Source organism: Paraburkholderia largidicola, from assembly GCF_013426895.1.
In the GTDB taxonomy this organism is placed as follows: Bacteria; Pseudomonadota; Gammaproteobacteria; order Burkholderiales; family Burkholderiaceae; genus Paraburkholderia; species Paraburkholderia largidicola.
Window position 1 is genome coordinate 1,717,819 of the sequence record NZ_AP023176.1, and the last position, 17,314, is coordinate 1,735,132.

Consider the following 17,314-nt stretch of genomic DNA (forward strand, 5'->3'; position numbering starts at 1 on the left):
TCAGTCGGCCGGGCGCTTGAAACGTCTGTCCTTTTACCCCGCCACTTCCGGCAGTTCGCCAAACGCCGTCAATCTGACCGTGCGCACCGGCCGCCCGACGAGTTCGTCGATCAGGTCGGCCATTTCGCACAGCGCCTGAAAACCGTGCGCGTCGAGCTGGTCCGCGTGATAGCGCCGCAACTCGCACATCGTTTCGCCGAGCCGTCTCAACGCAGCGGGCGTGCTTTCCATCAAAGGCCAGCAGTGCATCAGATACGCCAGCGCCGTCACGCTGCGCGATTCGCACCATGTGTCGAACAGCTGCAGACAGAGCGAGTTGACCTGCTCCACGACATTCTCACGCTCGGACAGATAGGCAATCATGACGCGTCGGCTCGATGTTGCATTTCGATGCCTGATGATCTGCGGCCATTATGTGTGTCGCAGTCAGCACGGGCTGTAAAACCCGCGTGCGACATCCTGATTCGCGTGTCAGGAAATCCTTAACGCGGTTCGCGCGCGCAAGCCGCCGCCGATACGTAGAAACCCTTGTACGTCAGCGATTCCCGCGCTCGCGCCCAGGGAAATCCTGACGCTTCAAATCAGCATTTCCTGAATACACAATCCGCCGCTGCCGATTGGCGCTGCATCGCGTTGCCCCTAGCATTGGATCATCGGGCATGGGGGAGACGCATATGTATGACGACGCTTCGAACGCACTGCCGCTTTACGTGATCGATTTGCGCGCGTGGATCAGCGACTGGTATGACCATGCATTCAAGGTGGGCCTCGTTCACCCGCCTTTCACGCTCGACGAATCGACAGCCGACCGGCTCGAAGGGTATTTCAAGGCGGGACTGACGCCGGCCGAGGGCGCGATTGCGTTCTTCGGCGTCGTGCATTGAGGGCCGGGCATGAGATTCGACGAATTCGACGCGCGCCTGTCGCGGCTGCTACGGGCGCTGCCCGACGGGACCATCGCCGAACTGACGGACGGCATGATCGCGTGGTGGGGTGGCGCGCGCACCGTCTACGCATGGATCGGCGACGGCGCCCGCGGCCAGCCGGGCGCACGCGAACTCGACCTTGCTGACGACTGGGGCCAGTTTCACGACTGGCTCGCGGCATGGATCGACGAGCCGCGCTTCAGCACGCGGCCCGAGAAGCTCGGCCACGATGCTGCGCCAACTGACGCGTGACGCGTGTTTTACCCGCGCTTCACGCATCGTCTGCGATTCCCGCCTCACACGAACGGCGCTTCGTCCACCGCATGCTGCGCGCTCTTTGCGAAGCGCTTCTTCATCGACGCCGGATCGCGCACGATCGTCACGGCGCACGGCGCATAGGCCAGCACCTGACGCGCGACGGAGCCGATCAGCCAGCGGTCGAACGGCGTATGCCCGCGATGCCCGACCACGAGATGATCGATGTCGTGCTGCTCTGCGTAGAGCACGATCTCTTTCGCCGGCTGACCGATCACGAGATCGAACTCGGCGCGATCGTTCGATGACGTGAGCTTTGCCTTGATGTCGTCGAGCACTTCGTTCGCGTGACGCAACTCGTAGTCGACCATTTCCTTTCTTTCGAGCTCGATGGCGCCCCAGTCCGGCGCGCGCGCGACGACGAGCACATGCAGGCGCGCATCGAAGCGCTTCGCCAGATCGACTGCGAACGCGACGGCATGCCGCGCGGACGGCGACCCGTCATAACCTGCCAGGATGTTCTGCATGATTCGCTCCCTTCCGGTTTGAACCGGTGCGAGCCTTGATTGAGCGGCGCTTTCGCTGTTGGTCAGTTGTCGTCGCTTCGGCTCGGAAGATGCTCGTGCGGGACGGGCTCGGCCGCGGCGGCGTCGGGAAGGTCGTCTTTCGCGGGCTTGGCCGGCTGCTTGCCGGATACGTTTTGCGCGGGGTCGAGAGGTTTGGCGGTCGGCTCAGCGGACGGTTCGGAGGGCATGGTGTGCTCCTGCGCTGATGAATGCTGTACTTTCCATGATAGACCGCATTGCGGCGGCTGTTTGCCCGAACCACGACCCCGGCACGATGCGCTTTGCGGCGCTGCGCAAAATGGCGTGCGCCTGTCGCAACAGGATCGTCCTAGTCTTTGCACCCACGACATGCCAAAGTGACGGGCGTATCCAGCCAGAGGAGCTTTCGTGTCCACGCCCGAACCGCTTTCCGCCTTTTCCGCGCTTTCCACTATTACCTTCCGGCCGTTCACGCCCGACGACATCGCCGCCGCGCACGCGCTGTCGCTCGAAGTGAAGTGGCCGCATCGCGCCGACGACTGGCGCCTGGTCGCCGGTGCCGGCGGCGGCTTTGTCGCGCTGAGCGGGGATCGCATCGTCGGCACGGCGCTGTGCTGGAAGTATGGCGAGCACGGCGCGTCGCTCGGCATGGTGATCGTGTCGCCGGACCAGCAAGGGCGAGGCATCGGACGCGAGCTGATGGAGCGTCTGCTCGAAATGCTCGGCGGGCGAACCACGGTGCTACATGCGACGCCTGCCGGCCAGCCGCTGTACGAAAAGCTCGGCTTCCACGCGATCGGCACAATCAACCAGCACCAGGCCGCTGACTTTCGCGTGCCGCAGATCGCGCTGAAACCGGGCGAACAACTGCGCTCCTTGCAATCCGCCGACACGCCGCGTCTGATCGATCTTGCTTCGCGCGCGGGCGGCCTCGATCGCAGTGCGCTGCTGCCTGCGTTGCTCGACGTTGCGCAGGGCGTTGTGCTGGAGCGGGATGGCTCTGTACTCGGCTTCGCGTTACTGCGGCCCTTCGGGCGCGGACATGCGATCGGGCCCGTCGTCGTAGCGCACGTCGCCGACGAATCGGCGCGCCTTGCGCAAGCCTTGATCTCGCATTGCCTTGCGGCGAACACAGGCGCATTCACCCGCATCGATACACCCGGCGACAGCGGGCTCACACCGTGGCTCGAAGCACTCGGCCTCAAATGCGTCGACACGGTCGTCAAGATGTCCCGCAACGGCGCACCGGCAAGCGATCCTGCCGTCGTGCAGTTCGCTATCGTCAATCAGGCACTCGGTTAAATCATGACGCTTCTCTATAAGGCCGATCCCGAACGCGGCAAGCTATGGGCGCAGCACTTCGCGCAGAAGGCGCCCGAGATTCCTTTCCGGCTGTGGCCGGACATCGGCGATCCGGCGGCCGTGCGTTATCTCGCAGCGTGGCAGCCACCCGAGGACCCGGCGCGCACGCTGCCGAATCTCGAGGTGATCTTTTCGGTGGGCGCGGGCATCGATCAGTTCGATCTGTCGCGGGTGCCGCCGCATATTGCCGTTGTGCGGATGATCGAGCCGGGGATCGTCGAAGGCATGGTCGAGTATGTGACGCATGCTGTGCTGACCATTCATCGCGATCTGTTCGATTACGCTTTGCAGCAGCGACAGCGGGTCTGGCGTGAGATGCCCGTGCGGGCGGCTTCGACGCGGCGCGTCGGGGTGCTGGGGCTTGGCATGTTGGGCACTGCCGTGCTGGAGCGTTTGCGGGTGTTTGGGTTTCCTTGCGCGGGGTGGAGTCGGTCGGCGCATCGGCTCGAAGGTGTCGAGTGTTTTGCTGGGGTCGATGCGCTCGATGCGTTTCTTGCCCGGACGGATGTGCTCGTGTGCCTGCTGCCGCTGACCGATGCCACGCGTGGCCTGCTGGATAGGCGTTTGTTCGGCATGCTGCCGAAAGGGGCTTCTTTCATCAATGTCGGGCGCGGTCCGCAGGTTAATCAGCAGGATCTGCTCGATGCGCTCGATAGCGGGCAATTGCAGAATGCCATTCTCGATGTGACGGATCCGGAGCCGTTGCCGGAGTCGCATCCGTTCTGGGTGCATCCGCGGGTCAGGGTTACACCGCATATTGCTAGTGCGACTCGGCCTGAGAGTGCGGTTGATGTGGTGCTGGAGAATATTCGCCGGCGGCGTGAGGGATTGACTATGGTTGGGGAGGTTGATCGGAGGCGGGGGTATTAGGTTTTTTTCGTCTGCGACGCTGGGGCGTTTTTGCTTTTGCGGCGCAGGCGTTGTCGGTGGTGTTTTGGTCTTTGCGTTGGCATCCGCGTGATGTTATTGGTTCGCTAGCGTTGCCCCTGTGCGGGGCGGCACCTACTTTTCTTTGCCGCCGCAAAGAAAAGTAGGCAAAAGAAAGCGGCTCACACCGCCAGTTCTTGTGTTTGCCTGAGGGCCCCCAACGGTTCTTACGCTTCACACGGCGACCTGCTTTTTTGCGTTTGTTGCCAACGTTCTCTCCGTACGCCTCACCCGCTTCATGTCCCCGCGTCACAGCACACGGCGCCAGATAGTCCACTGCCGCCCAGGTGGCAAACTGTGTGTAGGCCGTAGCACTTCACACGCCTCACCCGCTTCATGTGCCCGCGTCACAGCACACGGCGCCAGATCGTCCGCTGCCGCCCAGGTGGCAAACTGTGTGTAGGCCGTAGTACCTCACACGCCTCACTTCGGACAGATAGCGCACGCGTTCCACCCTGTATGAGCGCCACGCTATACAACGCGACAACCTACACATAGTTTGCCGCCTGGGCGGCACATACCATTCGCTGCCGTTCGCCCGTGTATGGGTGCCTGAAGCAGGGGAGGCTTCTATACAAAGCGTTGGCAACGCACGCGAACAGCAAGGCTGCCGCGTGGAGCATGGGGACGTGGGGGGCCCGTGGATAAGAACAAGAACTGGCGGTGTTAGCCGCTTTCTTTTGCCTACTTTTCTTTGCGGCGGCAAAGAAAAGTAGGTGCCGCCCCGCACAGGGGCAACGCGTGAAGCACCAGTAACGAAACGCGGATGCCAGCGACCGCACGAGCAAAACCAAACCGCTCACTCAGCCACCACAAACACCAGCAACCCACCCAGCGTCGCAGACAAAAAAAACCAATTCAGCACAAAATGCCGCCCCACCCCCCAAAAAAACCACATCCACGCTATTCAAGGATTTATTTGGCGAATCAAGCGCCAACCCCCTCTCTGTAGTATGAAACGGTCCGCCTCGCACCCGCGAGAGCGAAGAAAGAACCGAGACCCACCTCATGCCAAACCGATCCCTCATCGAAGCCGACCGCAAGCACCTGATCCACCCCGTCGTCAGCTACAGGGCGCACGAAGCCCGCGGCGTCACCGTGCTGGACTCCGCCCAAGGCGTCTACTTGCGCGATATCGACGGAAACGAACTGCTCGACGCGTTCTCAGGTCTCTGGTGCGTCAACACCGGCTACGGCCACCAAAGCATCGTCGACGCAGCGACACGACAACTGCAACGTCTCCCCTACGCGACAGGCTATTTCCACTTCGGCTCCGAGCCCGCCATCGAACTCGCCGCAAAGCTCGTCGAACTCGCGCCCGCGTCGCTGCAGCACGTGTACTTCACGCTCGGTGGATCGGATGCCGTCGACTCCGCGCTGCGCTTCATCACCCACTACTTCAACGCGACAGGCCGTCCGTCGAAGAAGCACATCATCGCGCTGCAACGCGGCTATCACGGCTCGTCGTCGATCGGTGCAGGCCTCACCGCGCTGCCCGCGTTCCATCGCAACTTCGATGTGCCGCTGCCCACGCAACATCACATCCCGTCGCCCTACGCATACCGCAACGATTTCGCCGACGACGCCGCCCTGATCGCCGCCTCCGTCGCCGCGCTCGAAGCGAAAGTCGAAGCCCTCGGCGCGGACAACGTCGCCGCCTTCTTCTGCGAGCCGATCCAGGGCTCGGGCGGCGTCATCGTGCCGCCTGTCGGCTGGTTGAAGGCCATGCGCGAAGCCTGCCGCAAGCTGGACATCCTGTTCGTCGCCGACGAAGTCATTACGGGATTTGGCCGCACCGGGCCACTGTTCGCCTGCGAAGCAGAAGGCGTCGAGCCGGACCTGATGACGGTCGCCAAGGGCCTTACGGCGGGCTATGCGCCGATGGGCGCAGTGCTGATGTCCGATGCCATCTATCAGGGCATCGCCGATGGCGGCGACGTCGCGGCGGCGATCGGTCACGGGCACACCTATTCGGCCCACCCCGTCAGCGCCGCGATCGGCCTCGAAGTGATGCGCCTCTATCACGAAGGTGGCCTGCTCGCGAACGGTATGGCGCGTGCGCCGCGCTTCGCGCAAGGGCTCGACGCGCTGCTCGCGCATCCCCTCGTCGGCGACTCAAGGCATCGCGGTCTGCTCGGCGCGCTCGAACTCGTCGCCGACAAGGACACGAAACAGGGCTTCGACGCGGCGCTGAAACTGCCCGACCGCATCGCCGCGGCCGCGTATGCGAACGGTCTCGTGTTCCGCGCGTTCGGCGACAACATTCTCGGCTTCGCGCCCGCGCTCTGCTACACGGAAAGCGAGTTCGACCTGCTGTTCGAGCGCCTCGAAAAGACGCTCGACGACGTGCTCGCGCAAGCCGACGTGCGCGCCGCACTGAAGGGTTCGATCGAATTTAAACGCCGCGCGGCTGCGTGATAACATCGACCGACCCTTCGACATGCGGGACCGACCGACTCACGATGAGCACCGACTGCAAACTGGACCGAATCGATCTGCGCATCCTCTCGCAGTTGCAAAAGCGAGGACGCATCACGAACGTCGAACTGGCCGACGCAGTCGGGCTGTCGCCCAGCCCTTGTCTGATCCGCGTGAAGCGTCTGGAGAAGGCGGGCTACATCATCGGGTACGGCGCGCAGATCCAGCTCGAAAAGCTCGGCGATGTGCAGATCGTCTTCACCGAGGTCACGCTCGCCGACCATCGCCGCGAAGACTTCATCAAGTTCGTCAACGCCATCAGGGATGTCGACGAGATCGTCGAATGTCATCTGGCGAGCGGCGGCTACGACTATCTGCTCAAGTTCATCACGCGCAGCGTCAGTCACTATCAGAGCATCATCGAAGGGCTGCTGGAGCGCGACATCGGCATCGAAAAGTATTTCAGCTACGTGATCATCAAGACGCCGTTCGTCAAGACGCACTATCCGCTCGAAACACTCTTCTCACAGAACCATCACTGAGGCGCGCCCGGCCCGGCGAGGCGGCCGAACTCGTCCGCCAGGAAATCGACGCACACGCGCACCTTCGCCGACGACGCCAGCCGCGCCGGATACACGGCCCACACGTTAGCGGGCTGCGTCACACCGGGCAGCACCTGCACGAGCGCGCCCGACTCCAGCAGCGCGCGCACGTCCCACATCGAACGCAATACGATGCCGCGCGCCGCCAGCGCCCATTGCACGGCCACTTCGCCGTGATTGGTCGACAGCGGCCCCGTCACCTTGACGGAGACGGTCTCGCCGCGCTCCGTCAGACGCCAGATGCCGAACGGATGGTCGCGCTCCTTGATCGCAAGGCACTGATGCGTGCCAAGCTCCGCAAGCTGTCGCGGCGTGCCGTGACGCTTCAGGTATTCCGGCGACGCGCACAACACGCGATGGTTCTCCGCAAGCCGTTTCGCGATCAGATGCGGCGCGATGTCGTCGCCAATACGAATGTCGAGATCGAAGCCCTCGCCCGCCACATCGACGATGCGATCGAACAGGTCGAGCCGCACGCTCAGTTGCGGATAGCGCTCGGTGAGCCGCACCAGTGCCGGCGCCACGACATGGCGCCCAAAGCCGAAGCTGCTCGAAATGCGCAGGGTGCCGCGCGGCACGCGGCGCGTGGTCGACACGTCTTCGACCAGCCGGTCGACGTCGTCGAGAATCTTTTCGGCCCACGCATACACGCGCTCGCCCGCTTCCGTGATCGCGACGCGGCGCGTCGAGCGATGAAAGAGGCGCGTGCCCAGGTCCGCTTCGAGCATGTTCACCCGCTTGCTCACATACGCCGGCGACACCGACAGCGCGTCCGCCGCCGCGCTGAAGCTGGCATTGCGGGCGACCGTGCAGAACACGCGCAGGTCGTCGAGGTTCGGCGATTTATTCACAGTTCGTGCATAGTGGCTTAACCGAAAGCGCGATTTTATGACGGTTAATCAGGAATAGACTAGTCGTTAGTGAACGCTGGGCCTGAATGACCCGAACCCTTTCCGACATTTTCCCGACGAGGAGACGCATATGACCCGCAACTATCGCATCGCAGTGATTCCCGGTGACGGCATCGGCAAGGAAGTGATGCCCGAAGCGCTGCGCGCGCTCGACGCCGTCAGCAAGCGCTACGGCATCGGCCTCGACTACCAGCACATCGAATGGGCAAGCTGCGACTATTACGCGCAGCACGGCCAGATGATGCCCGACGACTGGAAGCGGCAACTCGAAGGCGTCGACGCCGTGCTGTTCGGTGCGGTCGGCTGGCCCGACACCGTGCCCGATCACATCTCGCTGTGGGGATCGCTGCTCAAGTTCCGCCGCGAGTTCGACCAGTACATCAACCTGCGTCCCGCGCGCCTGTTCGAAGGCGTGCCGTCGCCGCTGGCGGGCCGCAAGGCGGGCGATATCGACTTCATGATCGTGCGCGAGAACACCGAGGGCGAATACTCGTCGGTGGGCGGCACGATGTTCGAAGGCACCGAGCGCGAGTTCGTGATGCAGCAGTCGATCTTCACGCGCAAAGGCTCCGAGCGCGTGCTCAAGTTCGCGTTCGATCTCGCGCAGCGCCGCGAGAAGAAGATCACCGTCGCAACGAAGAGCAACGGCATCTCGATCAGCATGCCGTGGTGGGACGCGCGCGCCGCCGAGATGGCCGCGCGCTATCCGGACGTGAAGTGGGACAAGCAGCACATCGATATTCTTTGTGCACGCTTCGTGTTGAATCCGGATCGCTTCGACGTGGTGGTCGCGACCAACCTGTTCGGCGACATCCTGTCGGACCTCGGCCCGGCTTGCACGGGCACGATCGGCATTGCGCCCTCGGCGAACATGAACCCGGACCGCACGTTCCCGTCGCTGTTCGAACCCGTGCACGGCTCCGCGCCCGATATCGCGGGCAAAGGTATCGCCAATCCGATCGCGATGATCTGGTCGGCGGCGATGATGCTCGATTTCCTCGGCAACGGCGCGGGCAAGGAACGCGAAGCACACGACGCGATCCTCGCCGCGATCGAAGCCGTGCTCAAGGAAGGCCCGCATACGGGCGACCTCGGCGGCAAGGCGAATACGGCTGAAGTCGGCGCGGCGATTGCGCATCGCCTCGCCTGAATCACAGGAGTCTTTAGATGACCAAGCGATACGAACTGAGCGAACTGATCCGCAGTGACAATTTCATCGACGGCAACTGGGTTGCGTCGGTCAAAGGCAAGCGCTTCGACGTGACGAATCCGGCGACGGGCGAAGTGATCGCGCAGGTCGCCGATAGCGACGCCGCCGACGCGCGTGCCGCCACCGATGCCGCCGCCCGCGCCTTCCCCGCCTGGCGCGATGCATTGCCGAAGGACCGCGCGGCCGTGTTGCATCGCTGGCATGCGCTGATGGTCGAGAACGCCGACGCGCTCGGCCGCCTGATCTCGCTCGAACAGGGCAAGCCGTTCGCCGAAGGACGCGGCGAGGTGATGTACGGCGCGTCATACGTGGCGTGGTTCGCGGACGAGGCGACGCGTATCTACGGCGACATCATTCCGCAGCAGCAGCGCGGCAAGCGCATGAGCGCGGTGAAGGAACCTGTCGGCATCGTCGCCGCGATCACGCCGTGGAATTTCCCGCTCGCGATGATCGCGCGCAAGATCGCGCCCGCGCTCGCGGCGGGCTGCACCGTCGTCGGCAAGCCTGCCGAAGACACGCCGCTCACGGCCCTCGCGCTGGTGATGCTCGCGCATGAAGCGGGCGTGCCGGCGGGCGTGCTGAACCTCATTTCGGCGTCGCGTGAAAACGCGGTGCCCGCCGTCGGCGACTGGCTCGCGGACAGCCGCGTGCGCAAGATCACGTTCACGGGTTCGACGCCCGTCGGCAAGTATCTGGCGCGTGAATCGGCGGAAACGTTGAAGAAGCTGTCGCTGGAACTGGGCGGCAACGCGCCCTTCATCGTATTCGACGACGCCGATCTCGATGCCGCCGTCGCGGGCCTGCTGGCCTCGAAATTCCGCAACGGCGGGCAGACCTGCGTGTGCCCGAACCGCGTGTACGTGCAGTCCGGCGTGTACGAGCGTTTCGCCGACCTGCTCGCGACGCGCGTTGCCGCGCTGAAGGTCGCGCCCGCCACCGACCCCGCTGCGCAGATCGGCCCGATGATCAACGCACGCGCCATCGACAAGATCGCGCGTCATGTCGACGACGCCGTAAGCCGCGGCGCACGCGTGCTGACGGGCGGCAAGCGTCTATCCGAGCTCGGCACGAACTACTACGCGCCGACCGTGCTCGCCGATGCGACGCCCGACATGCAACTGAGTTGCGAAGAAACCTTCGGCCCTGTCGTGCCGCTGTTCCGCTTCGATGACGAAGCCGAAGCGATCCACGCCGCTAACGACACCCCGTTCGGCCTCGCATCGTACTTCTACAGCCAGGATGTGCGGCGCATCGACCGCGTTGCGCGGCAGCTCGAAGCGGGCATCGTCGGCATCAACGAAGGTGCGCTCGCGAGTGAAGCCGCGCCGTTCGGCGGCGTGAAGGAATCGGGCTATGGTCGCGAAGGCTCGAAATACGGCCTCGACGATTACCTGTCGATCAAATATCTCTGCCAGGGTGGGCTCGAATGAACGCGCAGGCCTATCCGATCGAAGTCGCATTCCCCGACATCTCGACGCACGAGCGCAGCGACACGGGTATCGCGTACGTGCATACGTTCGATTCGGGCATCGACGGTCCGCACGTGATGATCAACGCCCTCACGCATGGCAACGAGGTGTGCGGCGCGATCGTCGTCGATGCGCTGCTGCGCGCGAAGCTGCGTCCACGGCGCGGCAAGCTGACGCTCGCGTTCGCGAACGTCGATGCGTATGCGCGTTTCGATCCGTCGAAGCCGGATGCAGGGCGCTTCGTCGATCAGGATTTCAATCGCGTGTGGACGGCACAAACGCTCGACAACAGCGCGCTCGATTCGAGCGAGTTGCGCCGCGCACGCGCGATGCGGCCCGTGATCGATACCGTCGATCTGCTGCTCGATCTGCATTCGATGCATGAAAAGAGCAAACCGTTGATCGTCGCCGGGCCGCTCGACAAGGGCATTGCATTGTCGGAACGGCTCGGCACGCCCGCCACGGTGATCTGCGACGAAGGCCATCCGGAAGGCCGCCGCATGCGCGATTACGAAGGTTTCGGCGACGCTCGAAGCGCGAAGAACGCGTTGCTGATCGAGTGCGGACAGCACTGGGAAGCGGGTGCCGTCGCCGTTGCGCGTGATGTGACGGCGCGTTTTCTAGTGCTCTCCAACGTGGTCGATGAAGCCGACTTGCCCGAAGGCTGGACGCTGCCGCTGCCCGACGAAATGCTGATCGTGCGCGTGACGGAACCTGTCGTGGCGAAGAGCCTCGACTTTCGCTTCGCTGGCGACTATACGGGCCTCGAGGTGTTTCCTGAAGCGGACAGCGTGATCGCCTGGTCGGACGGCGAAGCCGTGCGCACACCCTATCCCGACTGCATGCTCGTGATGCCTTCGCTCAGGCAACTGCGCGCGGGCGTGACCGTCGTGCGGCTCGGCAAGATCGAGAAGCGCATCGCGCGAACGCAATAGTTTTTGCCGTCATTCCAACCATCGTCAACGAAAACACGAGATGAAAGTCCAGCAGATCAAACAAAGCATTGCATTGCAGGGGCTGGAAGACTGGGGCACGGCCGGTCTTCCAGACACGCCGCAGATCCAGGTATCGGGCGTGCAGAAGGTGATTCGCGGCAGTGAGACCGTCGATACGGGCATCTTCGAATGCACGCCCGGCACGTATCGGCGCTCGGTCAAGCAGGCCGAAGTGATGCACTTCCTCAGCGGCCGCGGCCGCTTCACGCCCGATGGCGAAGACACGGTTCACTTCACGGGTGGCGACACGCTGTTCTTCGAAGCTCACACGGAAGGCACATGGGAAGTCGAAGAGACGATGCGCAAGGTCTACGTGATCTTCTGACGGCAGGCGATCGGTGCGAGCCCTGGTGACGTGCACATCAAGCGTCTGACATAACACTACGTCATGGGGACTCCAACAATTCCGGCGTTGCTCCGCCGAAATTGACTCACTATATTTTCAATCAATCCCGCGTTGTTCTGCTTCCTGCGCCACGCAGGAAGCGCGACAGCACGACCTGGAAGATGTCTTTCGCTTCAACCGTGTCGAGGAAAAAGTCGTGATCAATAAAACGAAGTTGCGCCCATTAGTTATGACGCTCGCGTTGAGCATCGCGGGTATGGCGCCCGCGTTCGCGGCGGGGAAAATCACGTTCGTCTCACAAGGCGGCACGTATCAGGAAGCCCAGACCAAGGCGATCCTCGATCCCGCCGCGAAGCAGCTGGGCATCACGATCAACCAGGACAGCATTCCCGACGCCTGGCCGCAGATCAAGGCACAAGGCGCGACGGGCAAGCCGATCTGGGACGTGGTCGATACGCCGACTTCGAACTGTCTGCGCGGCGGCCGCGAAGGTCTGCTGGAAAAGCTGGACTTCTCGAAGATCCCGAACGCGGCAGCTGTGCCGGAAAAATATCGCACGCCGTATTCGGTTGCGTACGAGTTCTATTCGACGGTAATCGGCTACAACAAGAAGAACCTCAAGAAGGTGCCGCAAAGCTGGAAAGACTTCTGGGACGTGAAGAACTTCCCGGGCACGCGCGCGCTGCGCAACGATCCGCAGACGGTGCTCGAAGCGGCGCTGCTGGCAGACGGCGTGCCGCGCGACAAGCTCTATCCGCTGGATGTGGATCGCGCGTTCAGGAAGCTGCAGCAGATCAAGCCCGACATTACCGTGTGGTGGACGTCGGGCGGCCAGTCGGCGCAATTGCTGCACGACGGCGAAGTGGACATGACGATGATCTGGAACGGCCGCGCCAGCGCCGTGAAGAAGGATGATCCCGATGTCGACTTCACGTTCAACGACGGCATTCTGCAGAACACGCAGTTGTGCGTGCTGAAGAATGCACCGAACCTGCCCGACGCGATCAAATTCGTCAACGCTGCGTTGTCGCCGGATTTGCAGGCCAATCTGCCGCTCTATATCGACTACGGTCCGGGCAACCCCGCGGCGTTCAAGACGGGCAAGATCACTGCGAAGCGCGCGAGCGAGTTGCCGAGTTCGCCGGATAACGCGTCGAAGCAGGCGCTGATGTCAGAAGAATGGTGGGCCTCCGATGCCGGCATTCAGGCCAAGGCGCGCTGGCTGAAGTTCATGCAATAACGTTAGTCGCGCATGGCCATCAGACGCCCGCAGGAACGTCGTTCGTTGCGGGCGTTTTTCATTTGATCGCTTTTCACGCATTGCCGGCGACACACGCCGCACAACACTCGACGTGATCGACTATCTGATTCTGGGCGGCGGCTCGGCAGGCTGCGTGCTGGCTGCGCGACTGTCCGAAGATGCGGGCAAGACCGTATGTCTGATCGAAGCGGGCCGCGATATCTCGCAGGCGACCATGCCCGCTGCGATCCGCAGCCGCTATCCTGGCCGCGCCTATCTCGACACCAGCAACATCTGGCAGCAACTGAAAGCGCGCATGAGCGCGCCAGCGGCGCTACGCCGCTATGAACAGGCGAAGCTGCTGGGCGGCGGCTCGGCGATCAATGCGCTGATGGCCAACCGCGGCGCGCCCGCCGATTACGATGAGTGGGAAGCGCTCGGCGCGCGTGGCTGGAACTGGCAGGCATGCCTGCCCTACTTTCGCAAGCTCGAATCCGATTGCGATTTCAGCGGTGAATTGCACGGTGCGAATGGACCTGTGCGTATTCAACGCACGCGCTGGCCGCGCATCTCGCCATTCGTGCAAGCCGTGCTCGGCACGTTGCAACAGCGTGGACATGTGCTGCACGACGATCAGAACGGGCCGTGGGAAGACGGCACGTTCGTCGGCTCGATTGCTGTGAGCGAGACCGGCGAGCGCATTCCGACTTCCGTCTGTTACCTCGACGATACCGTGCGCGCGCGCAAGAACCTGTCGATACGTACGGGCCTTGTCGTCGACCGGATCTTGTTCGACGGGCAGCGCGCGATAGGTGCGCGGGTCTTGCGAGCGGACGGCACACATGAGGATCTAAACGCAGCCCGCGTGATCGTAAGCGCGGGCGCGATTCATAGTCCGGCGCTGCTGCTCAGAAGCGGCATCGGTCCCGCCAGCGATCTCACTGCGCTCGGCATCGAGGTGCGCGCGGACCGCGCGGGCGTGGGACGCAATCTGATGGAGCATCCGTCGATTGCCGTGTCGGCGTTTCTGCCGCGCGCGGCGCGCACGCCGTTTCCCGACGAGCATCACGAACAGGCGATCGTGCGCTTTTCTTCCGGCGTGCCCGATACGGTGCCCGGCGACATGCACGGGGCGATCCTGTCGCGCTCGGGCTGGCATTCGGTCGGTTATCGGCTGGGGACGATCTTCTTCTGGGTCAACAAGTCGTATTCGCGCGGGTCTTTGAAGCTCGCGTCCGCGAATCCGTTCGATGAGCCGCTGGTCGACTTCGCGATGCTATCGGACCCGCGCGATCTCGAACGGTTGAAGCTCGCGTTGCGTTTTGGCGCGCAGACGCTGGCGGCGCCTTCGATGGCCGCGCATCGCGATGCGATTTTTCCGTCGAGCTATTCGCCGCGCGTCGCGGCTGTGGCCGTGCCGGGCGTGTGGAATGCGTTTCAGCGTGGAGCGTTGAGCGCGCTGCTCGATATCGCCGGGCCGTTGCGTGGGCCGCTGATCCGGCGTGTGGTGACGCAGGGTGTTTCGATCGATGAGCTATTGGCCGATGACGCGGCGATGACAGAGTTCGTCAGGCGGTCGGTTGGCGGCACCTGGCATCCGTCGGGGACATGCCGGATGGGTGCGCCCGACGATCCGCTGGCCGTGACCGACGCGGACGGCGCGGTGTATGGCGTGGAAGGACTGCATGTGTGCGATGCGTCGCTGATGCCGTCTATCCCGTGCGCGAACACGAATGTGCCGACGATCATGTTGGCGGAGAGGGTGGCGGGGATGATAAAAGCGTCCGGAGGAGTCTGAACCGGTCCTATACCCCGGTTTGCCTCTGAGAAAAAATACAACAATTTTGTTGCATATCTCCACTTATAAATACAACATTTATGTTGTAAATTTCCCCATTCCTAACCACATGGGGAGAACATGAAATACAGCGAGTTCAGGAAGTGGCTGAAGCAGCAAGGCGCGACGTTCGAAAAGCACCGAAGCGGCTCAAGTCACTACCGGGTGACGCTCGATGGCAGGACCACCATCTTCCCCGATCACGGTGCGAAGGAATGGGTAAAGGACTGCTGGAAGCCATCAGGAAGCAACTCGGTATCAGGTGAAGCAGAGAGCCCCACGCGGGCTCTCTCACTCGCGTATCACGTCCATGTTCTTTGAAGAATGGCAAACCACGACACACGTATGCTCAGCTACCCGATCAGCCTGACACCCGACGACAACGGCACGCTGCTCGTCACGTTTCCGGATGTTCCGGAAGCCATCACCGTCGGTGACGACGAAGAGGACGCGAAAGTACAAGCGCTGGATGCGCTGGAGGCCGCGTTCGAAATCTACTTCGCGGAGAAGCGCAGCATCCCGATGCCTTCGAAGGCCAAACGCGGGCAACCCGTCGTCACGTTGCCGGCACTCGTCACCGCAAAGGTGCTGCTCGCGGATGAAATGCTCCGCCAGAACGTGCGAAAGGCTGAACTCGCCCGGCGGCTCAGCGTCAATCAGGTGCAGGTCGATCGACTTCTGAACTTCGGCCATTCATCGAAGATCGAGATGGTCGAATCGGCGTTTGCGGTATTGGGCAAGCGTCTCGATGTTCGGGCGGTGTAATACGCGCCGCCATTCCCGGGATGGAAGCTCCCGCGTCAATGGAGCCTTCCATTCCGTCTCTCACTCCCCAAACCCCACCACCCCCTTCACCTCCAGAAACGCCTCCAGCCCCCACTCGCCATACTCGCGCCCGTTCCCCGACTGCTTGTACCCGCCGAACGGCGACCCCGCATCCCACGCCGGATAGTTCAGATACACGCTGCCCGCGCGCATCCTGAACCCGACTCGCCGCGCCCGCTCGATATCCGCCGACTGCACATATGCCGCCAATCCAAACGGCGTGTCGTTGGCGATCGCAATCGCGTCTTCTTCATCGCGATACGGCATGATCGCCAGCACGGGGCCGAATATCTCGTCGCGAGCAATCGTCATCGACGGATCGACGTTCGCGAACACGGTCGGCTTCACGTAATAGCCGCGCGTCAATCCATCGGGACGCCCAACGCCGCCCGCCACCAGTTGCGCGCCTTCGTCGATACCGATTGCGATCAGCCGCTGCACGCGCCCGAACTGCACGTCGCTGACCACCGGGCCCATCGTCGTATCCGCGGCGTCGGCCGGGCCGACCCGATGCGCCTCCGCCGCGCGCCGCGCGATCTCGACCACTTCGTCGTGGCGTGACGCGGGCACGAGCATGCGCGTCGGCGCATTGCACGACTGGCCGCTATTGCCGAAGCACGAATTGACGCCGGCTGTCACGGCCGTTTCGAAATCGGCGTCGTCGAGCAGGATGTTCGCCGACTTGCCGCCCAGTTCCTGGTGCACGCGCTTGACAGTCGGCGCAGCGAGCTTCGCGATCTCGATGCCCGCGCGCGTCGAACCCGTGAACGACACCATGTCGACATCGGGATGGGCGCACAGCGCGGCGCCCACCGTCGGCCCGTCGCCGTTGACCAGGTTGAACACGCCAGCGGGCACGCCAGCGGCATCGATGATCTCGGCGAACAGCACCGCATTGAGCGGCGAGACCTCGCTGGGCTTCAACACCATCGTGCAGCCCGCCGCGATCGCCGGCGCGACCTTGCAGACGATCTGGTTGATCGGCCAGTTCCACGGCGTAATCAACGCGACGACGCCAACGGGCTCGTGATTGATCAGCGTCGTGCCCTTCTTGCGCTGCCATTCGAAGGTCTCGCACGTGCGCAGCACTTCTTCCAGATGCCGCTTGCCAAGACCCGCCTGCCACGCATGCGAGAGCTTCGCGGGCGCGCCGATTTCGCGCATGATCGTCTCGGCCATCTCGTCATAACGTTCGAGATACGCATCGAGAATGCGCCGGATCAACGCGACGCGCTCCTCTGGCTGTGTCTTTGAAAACGACGCAAAAGCACGCTTCGCCGCCGCGACGGCGCGCTCGACATCCTGCGCATTGCCGAGCGCCACGTCAGCGAACGGTTCTTCGGTGCAGGGATCGATGACAGGCAGACGCGCGTTGCTGGACGGCTCGACCCAAGCGCCGTCGATATAGAACTTCAGTGAATTGGACATCCGGTTTCCGTAGAAAGA

Annotated in this window: 19 protein-coding genes; 14 read left to right on the forward strand and 5 right to left on the reverse strand. The window is 63.1% G+C overall.

Features of this window, described 5'->3' with window-relative positions:
* Positions 1–33 precede the first annotated feature (33 nt).
* The gene (locus PPGU16_RS36440; RefSeq protein WP_180725676.1) at positions 34–363 is read right to left on the reverse strand and encodes a hypothetical protein; all 330 of its coding nucleotides are present in this window, start codon (positions 361–363) and stop codon (positions 34–36) included.
* Positions 364–674: 311 nt separating this feature from the next.
* Between PPGU16_RS36440 and PPGU16_RS36445 the strand changes: the two genes are divergently transcribed.
* Both PPGU16_RS36445 and PPGU16_RS36450 read left to right on the forward strand, forming a co-directional pair.
* On the forward strand, positions 675–884 hold the full coding sequence (locus tag PPGU16_RS36445; protein WP_007583220.1) for a hypothetical protein: 210 nt from the start codon (positions 675–677) through the stop codon (positions 882–884).
* A gap of 9 nt (positions 885–893) precedes the next feature.
* A complete protein-coding gene (locus tag PPGU16_RS36450) occupies positions 894–1,178 on the forward strand; it encodes a hypothetical protein (protein ID WP_180725677.1) in 285 nt (94 codons plus the stop codon).
* Positions 1,179–1,222: 44 nt separating this feature from the next.
* On the opposite strand, the gene PPGU16_RS36455 is transcribed toward PPGU16_RS36450, so the two are convergent.
* Both PPGU16_RS36455 and PPGU16_RS36460 read right to left on the reverse strand, forming a co-directional pair.
* Positions 1,223–1,708, reverse strand: coding sequence for a universal stress protein (locus PPGU16_RS36455; protein ID WP_180725678.1), 486 nt, complete (start codon positions 1,706–1,708; stop codon positions 1,223–1,225).
* A 62-nt stretch (positions 1,709–1,770) separates the two neighbouring features.
* Positions 1,771–1,935, reverse strand: a complete 165-nt coding sequence (locus PPGU16_RS36460) for a hypothetical protein (RefSeq protein ID WP_180725679.1) — start codon at positions 1,933–1,935, stop codon at positions 1,771–1,773.
* 199 nt (positions 1,936–2,134) lie between these two features.
* Between PPGU16_RS36460 and PPGU16_RS36465 the strand changes: the two genes are divergently transcribed.
* From PPGU16_RS36465 to PPGU16_RS36480, 4 genes are all read left to right on the forward strand, one after another.
* Positions 2,135–3,028, forward strand: coding sequence for a GNAT family N-acetyltransferase (locus PPGU16_RS36465; RefSeq protein ID WP_180725680.1), 894 nt, complete (start codon positions 2,135–2,137; stop codon positions 3,026–3,028).
* 3 nt (positions 3,029–3,031) lie between these two features.
* A complete protein-coding gene (locus PPGU16_RS36470; protein ID WP_180725681.1) occupies positions 3,032–3,958 on the forward strand; it encodes a 2-hydroxyacid dehydrogenase in 927 nt (308 codons plus the stop codon).
* A 1,065-nt stretch (positions 3,959–5,023) separates the two neighbouring features.
* On the forward strand, positions 5,024–6,433 hold the full coding sequence (locus tag PPGU16_RS36475; RefSeq protein ID WP_180725682.1) for an aspartate aminotransferase family protein: 1,410 nt from the start codon (positions 5,024–5,026) through the stop codon (positions 6,431–6,433).
* Positions 6,434–6,477: 44 nt separating this feature from the next.
* Positions 6,478–6,975: an Lrp/AsnC family transcriptional regulator gene (locus PPGU16_RS36480; protein ID WP_180725683.1), complete on the forward strand. Its 498-nt coding sequence runs from the start codon at positions 6,478–6,480 to the stop codon at positions 6,973–6,975.
* Here the strand turns inward: PPGU16_RS36480 and PPGU16_RS36485 are convergent.
* Entirely contained in the window at positions 6,969–7,886 is a 918-nt protein-coding gene (locus tag PPGU16_RS36485) for a LysR substrate-binding domain-containing protein (RefSeq protein WP_180725684.1), read from the reverse strand. The two genes, PPGU16_RS36480 and PPGU16_RS36485, sit on opposite strands and share 7 nt — an antisense overlap.
* A gap of 130 nt (positions 7,887–8,016) precedes the next feature.
* On the opposite strand from PPGU16_RS36485, the gene PPGU16_RS36490 reads away from it, so the two are divergent.
* The 8 genes from PPGU16_RS36490 (at position 8,017) to PPGU16_RS36525 (ending at position 15,808) form a co-directional block, all read left to right on the forward strand.
* On the forward strand, positions 8,017–9,096 hold the full coding sequence (locus PPGU16_RS36490; protein ID WP_180725685.1) for a tartrate dehydrogenase: 1,080 nt from the start codon (positions 8,017–8,019) through the stop codon (positions 9,094–9,096).
* Positions 9,097–9,113: 17 nt separating this feature from the next.
* Positions 9,114–10,586 carry an NAD-dependent succinate-semialdehyde dehydrogenase gene (locus PPGU16_RS36495; RefSeq protein WP_180725686.1) on the forward strand — a complete coding sequence of 491 codons (1,473 nt, stop codon included), beginning with the start codon at positions 9,114–9,116 and terminating at the stop codon, positions 10,584–10,586.
* The gene (locus PPGU16_RS36500; RefSeq protein WP_180725687.1) at positions 10,583–11,560 is read left to right on the forward strand and encodes a M14 family metallopeptidase; all 978 of its coding nucleotides are present in this window, start codon (positions 10,583–10,585) and stop codon (positions 11,558–11,560) included. Before PPGU16_RS36495 ends, PPGU16_RS36500 begins: the two co-directional genes overlap by 4 nt.
* A gap of 40 nt (positions 11,561–11,600) precedes the next feature.
* Positions 11,601–11,945 carry a cupin domain-containing protein gene (locus PPGU16_RS36505; protein ID WP_180725688.1) on the forward strand — a complete coding sequence of 115 codons (345 nt, stop codon included), beginning with the start codon at positions 11,601–11,603 and terminating at the stop codon, positions 11,943–11,945.
* Between the two features lie 250 nt (positions 11,946–12,195).
* The gene (locus tag PPGU16_RS36510; protein WP_180727196.1) at positions 12,196–13,206 is read left to right on the forward strand and encodes an ABC transporter substrate-binding protein; all 1,011 of its coding nucleotides are present in this window, start codon (positions 12,196–12,198) and stop codon (positions 13,204–13,206) included.
* A gap of 112 nt (positions 13,207–13,318) precedes the next feature.
* A complete protein-coding gene (locus PPGU16_RS36515) occupies positions 13,319–15,004 on the forward strand; it encodes a GMC family oxidoreductase (protein ID WP_180725689.1) in 1,686 nt (561 codons plus the stop codon).
* 120 nt (positions 15,005–15,124) lie between these two features.
* Positions 15,125–15,364, forward strand: a complete 240-nt coding sequence (locus tag PPGU16_RS36520) for a hypothetical protein (RefSeq protein WP_345961192.1) — start codon at positions 15,125–15,127, stop codon at positions 15,362–15,364.
* A 24-nt stretch (positions 15,365–15,388) separates the two neighbouring features.
* Positions 15,389–15,808, forward strand: coding sequence for a type II toxin-antitoxin system HicB family antitoxin (locus PPGU16_RS36525; RefSeq protein ID WP_035995606.1), 420 nt, complete (start codon positions 15,389–15,391; stop codon positions 15,806–15,808).
* Between the two features lie 60 nt (positions 15,809–15,868).
* Here the strand turns inward: PPGU16_RS36525 and PPGU16_RS36530 are convergent, their stop codons facing one another.
* Complete coding sequence (locus PPGU16_RS36530; RefSeq protein WP_180725690.1) at positions 15,869–17,296, reverse strand: aldehyde dehydrogenase family protein; 1,428 nt, start codon at positions 17,294–17,296, stop codon at positions 15,869–15,871.
* Positions 17,297–17,314: the final 18 nt, after the last annotated feature.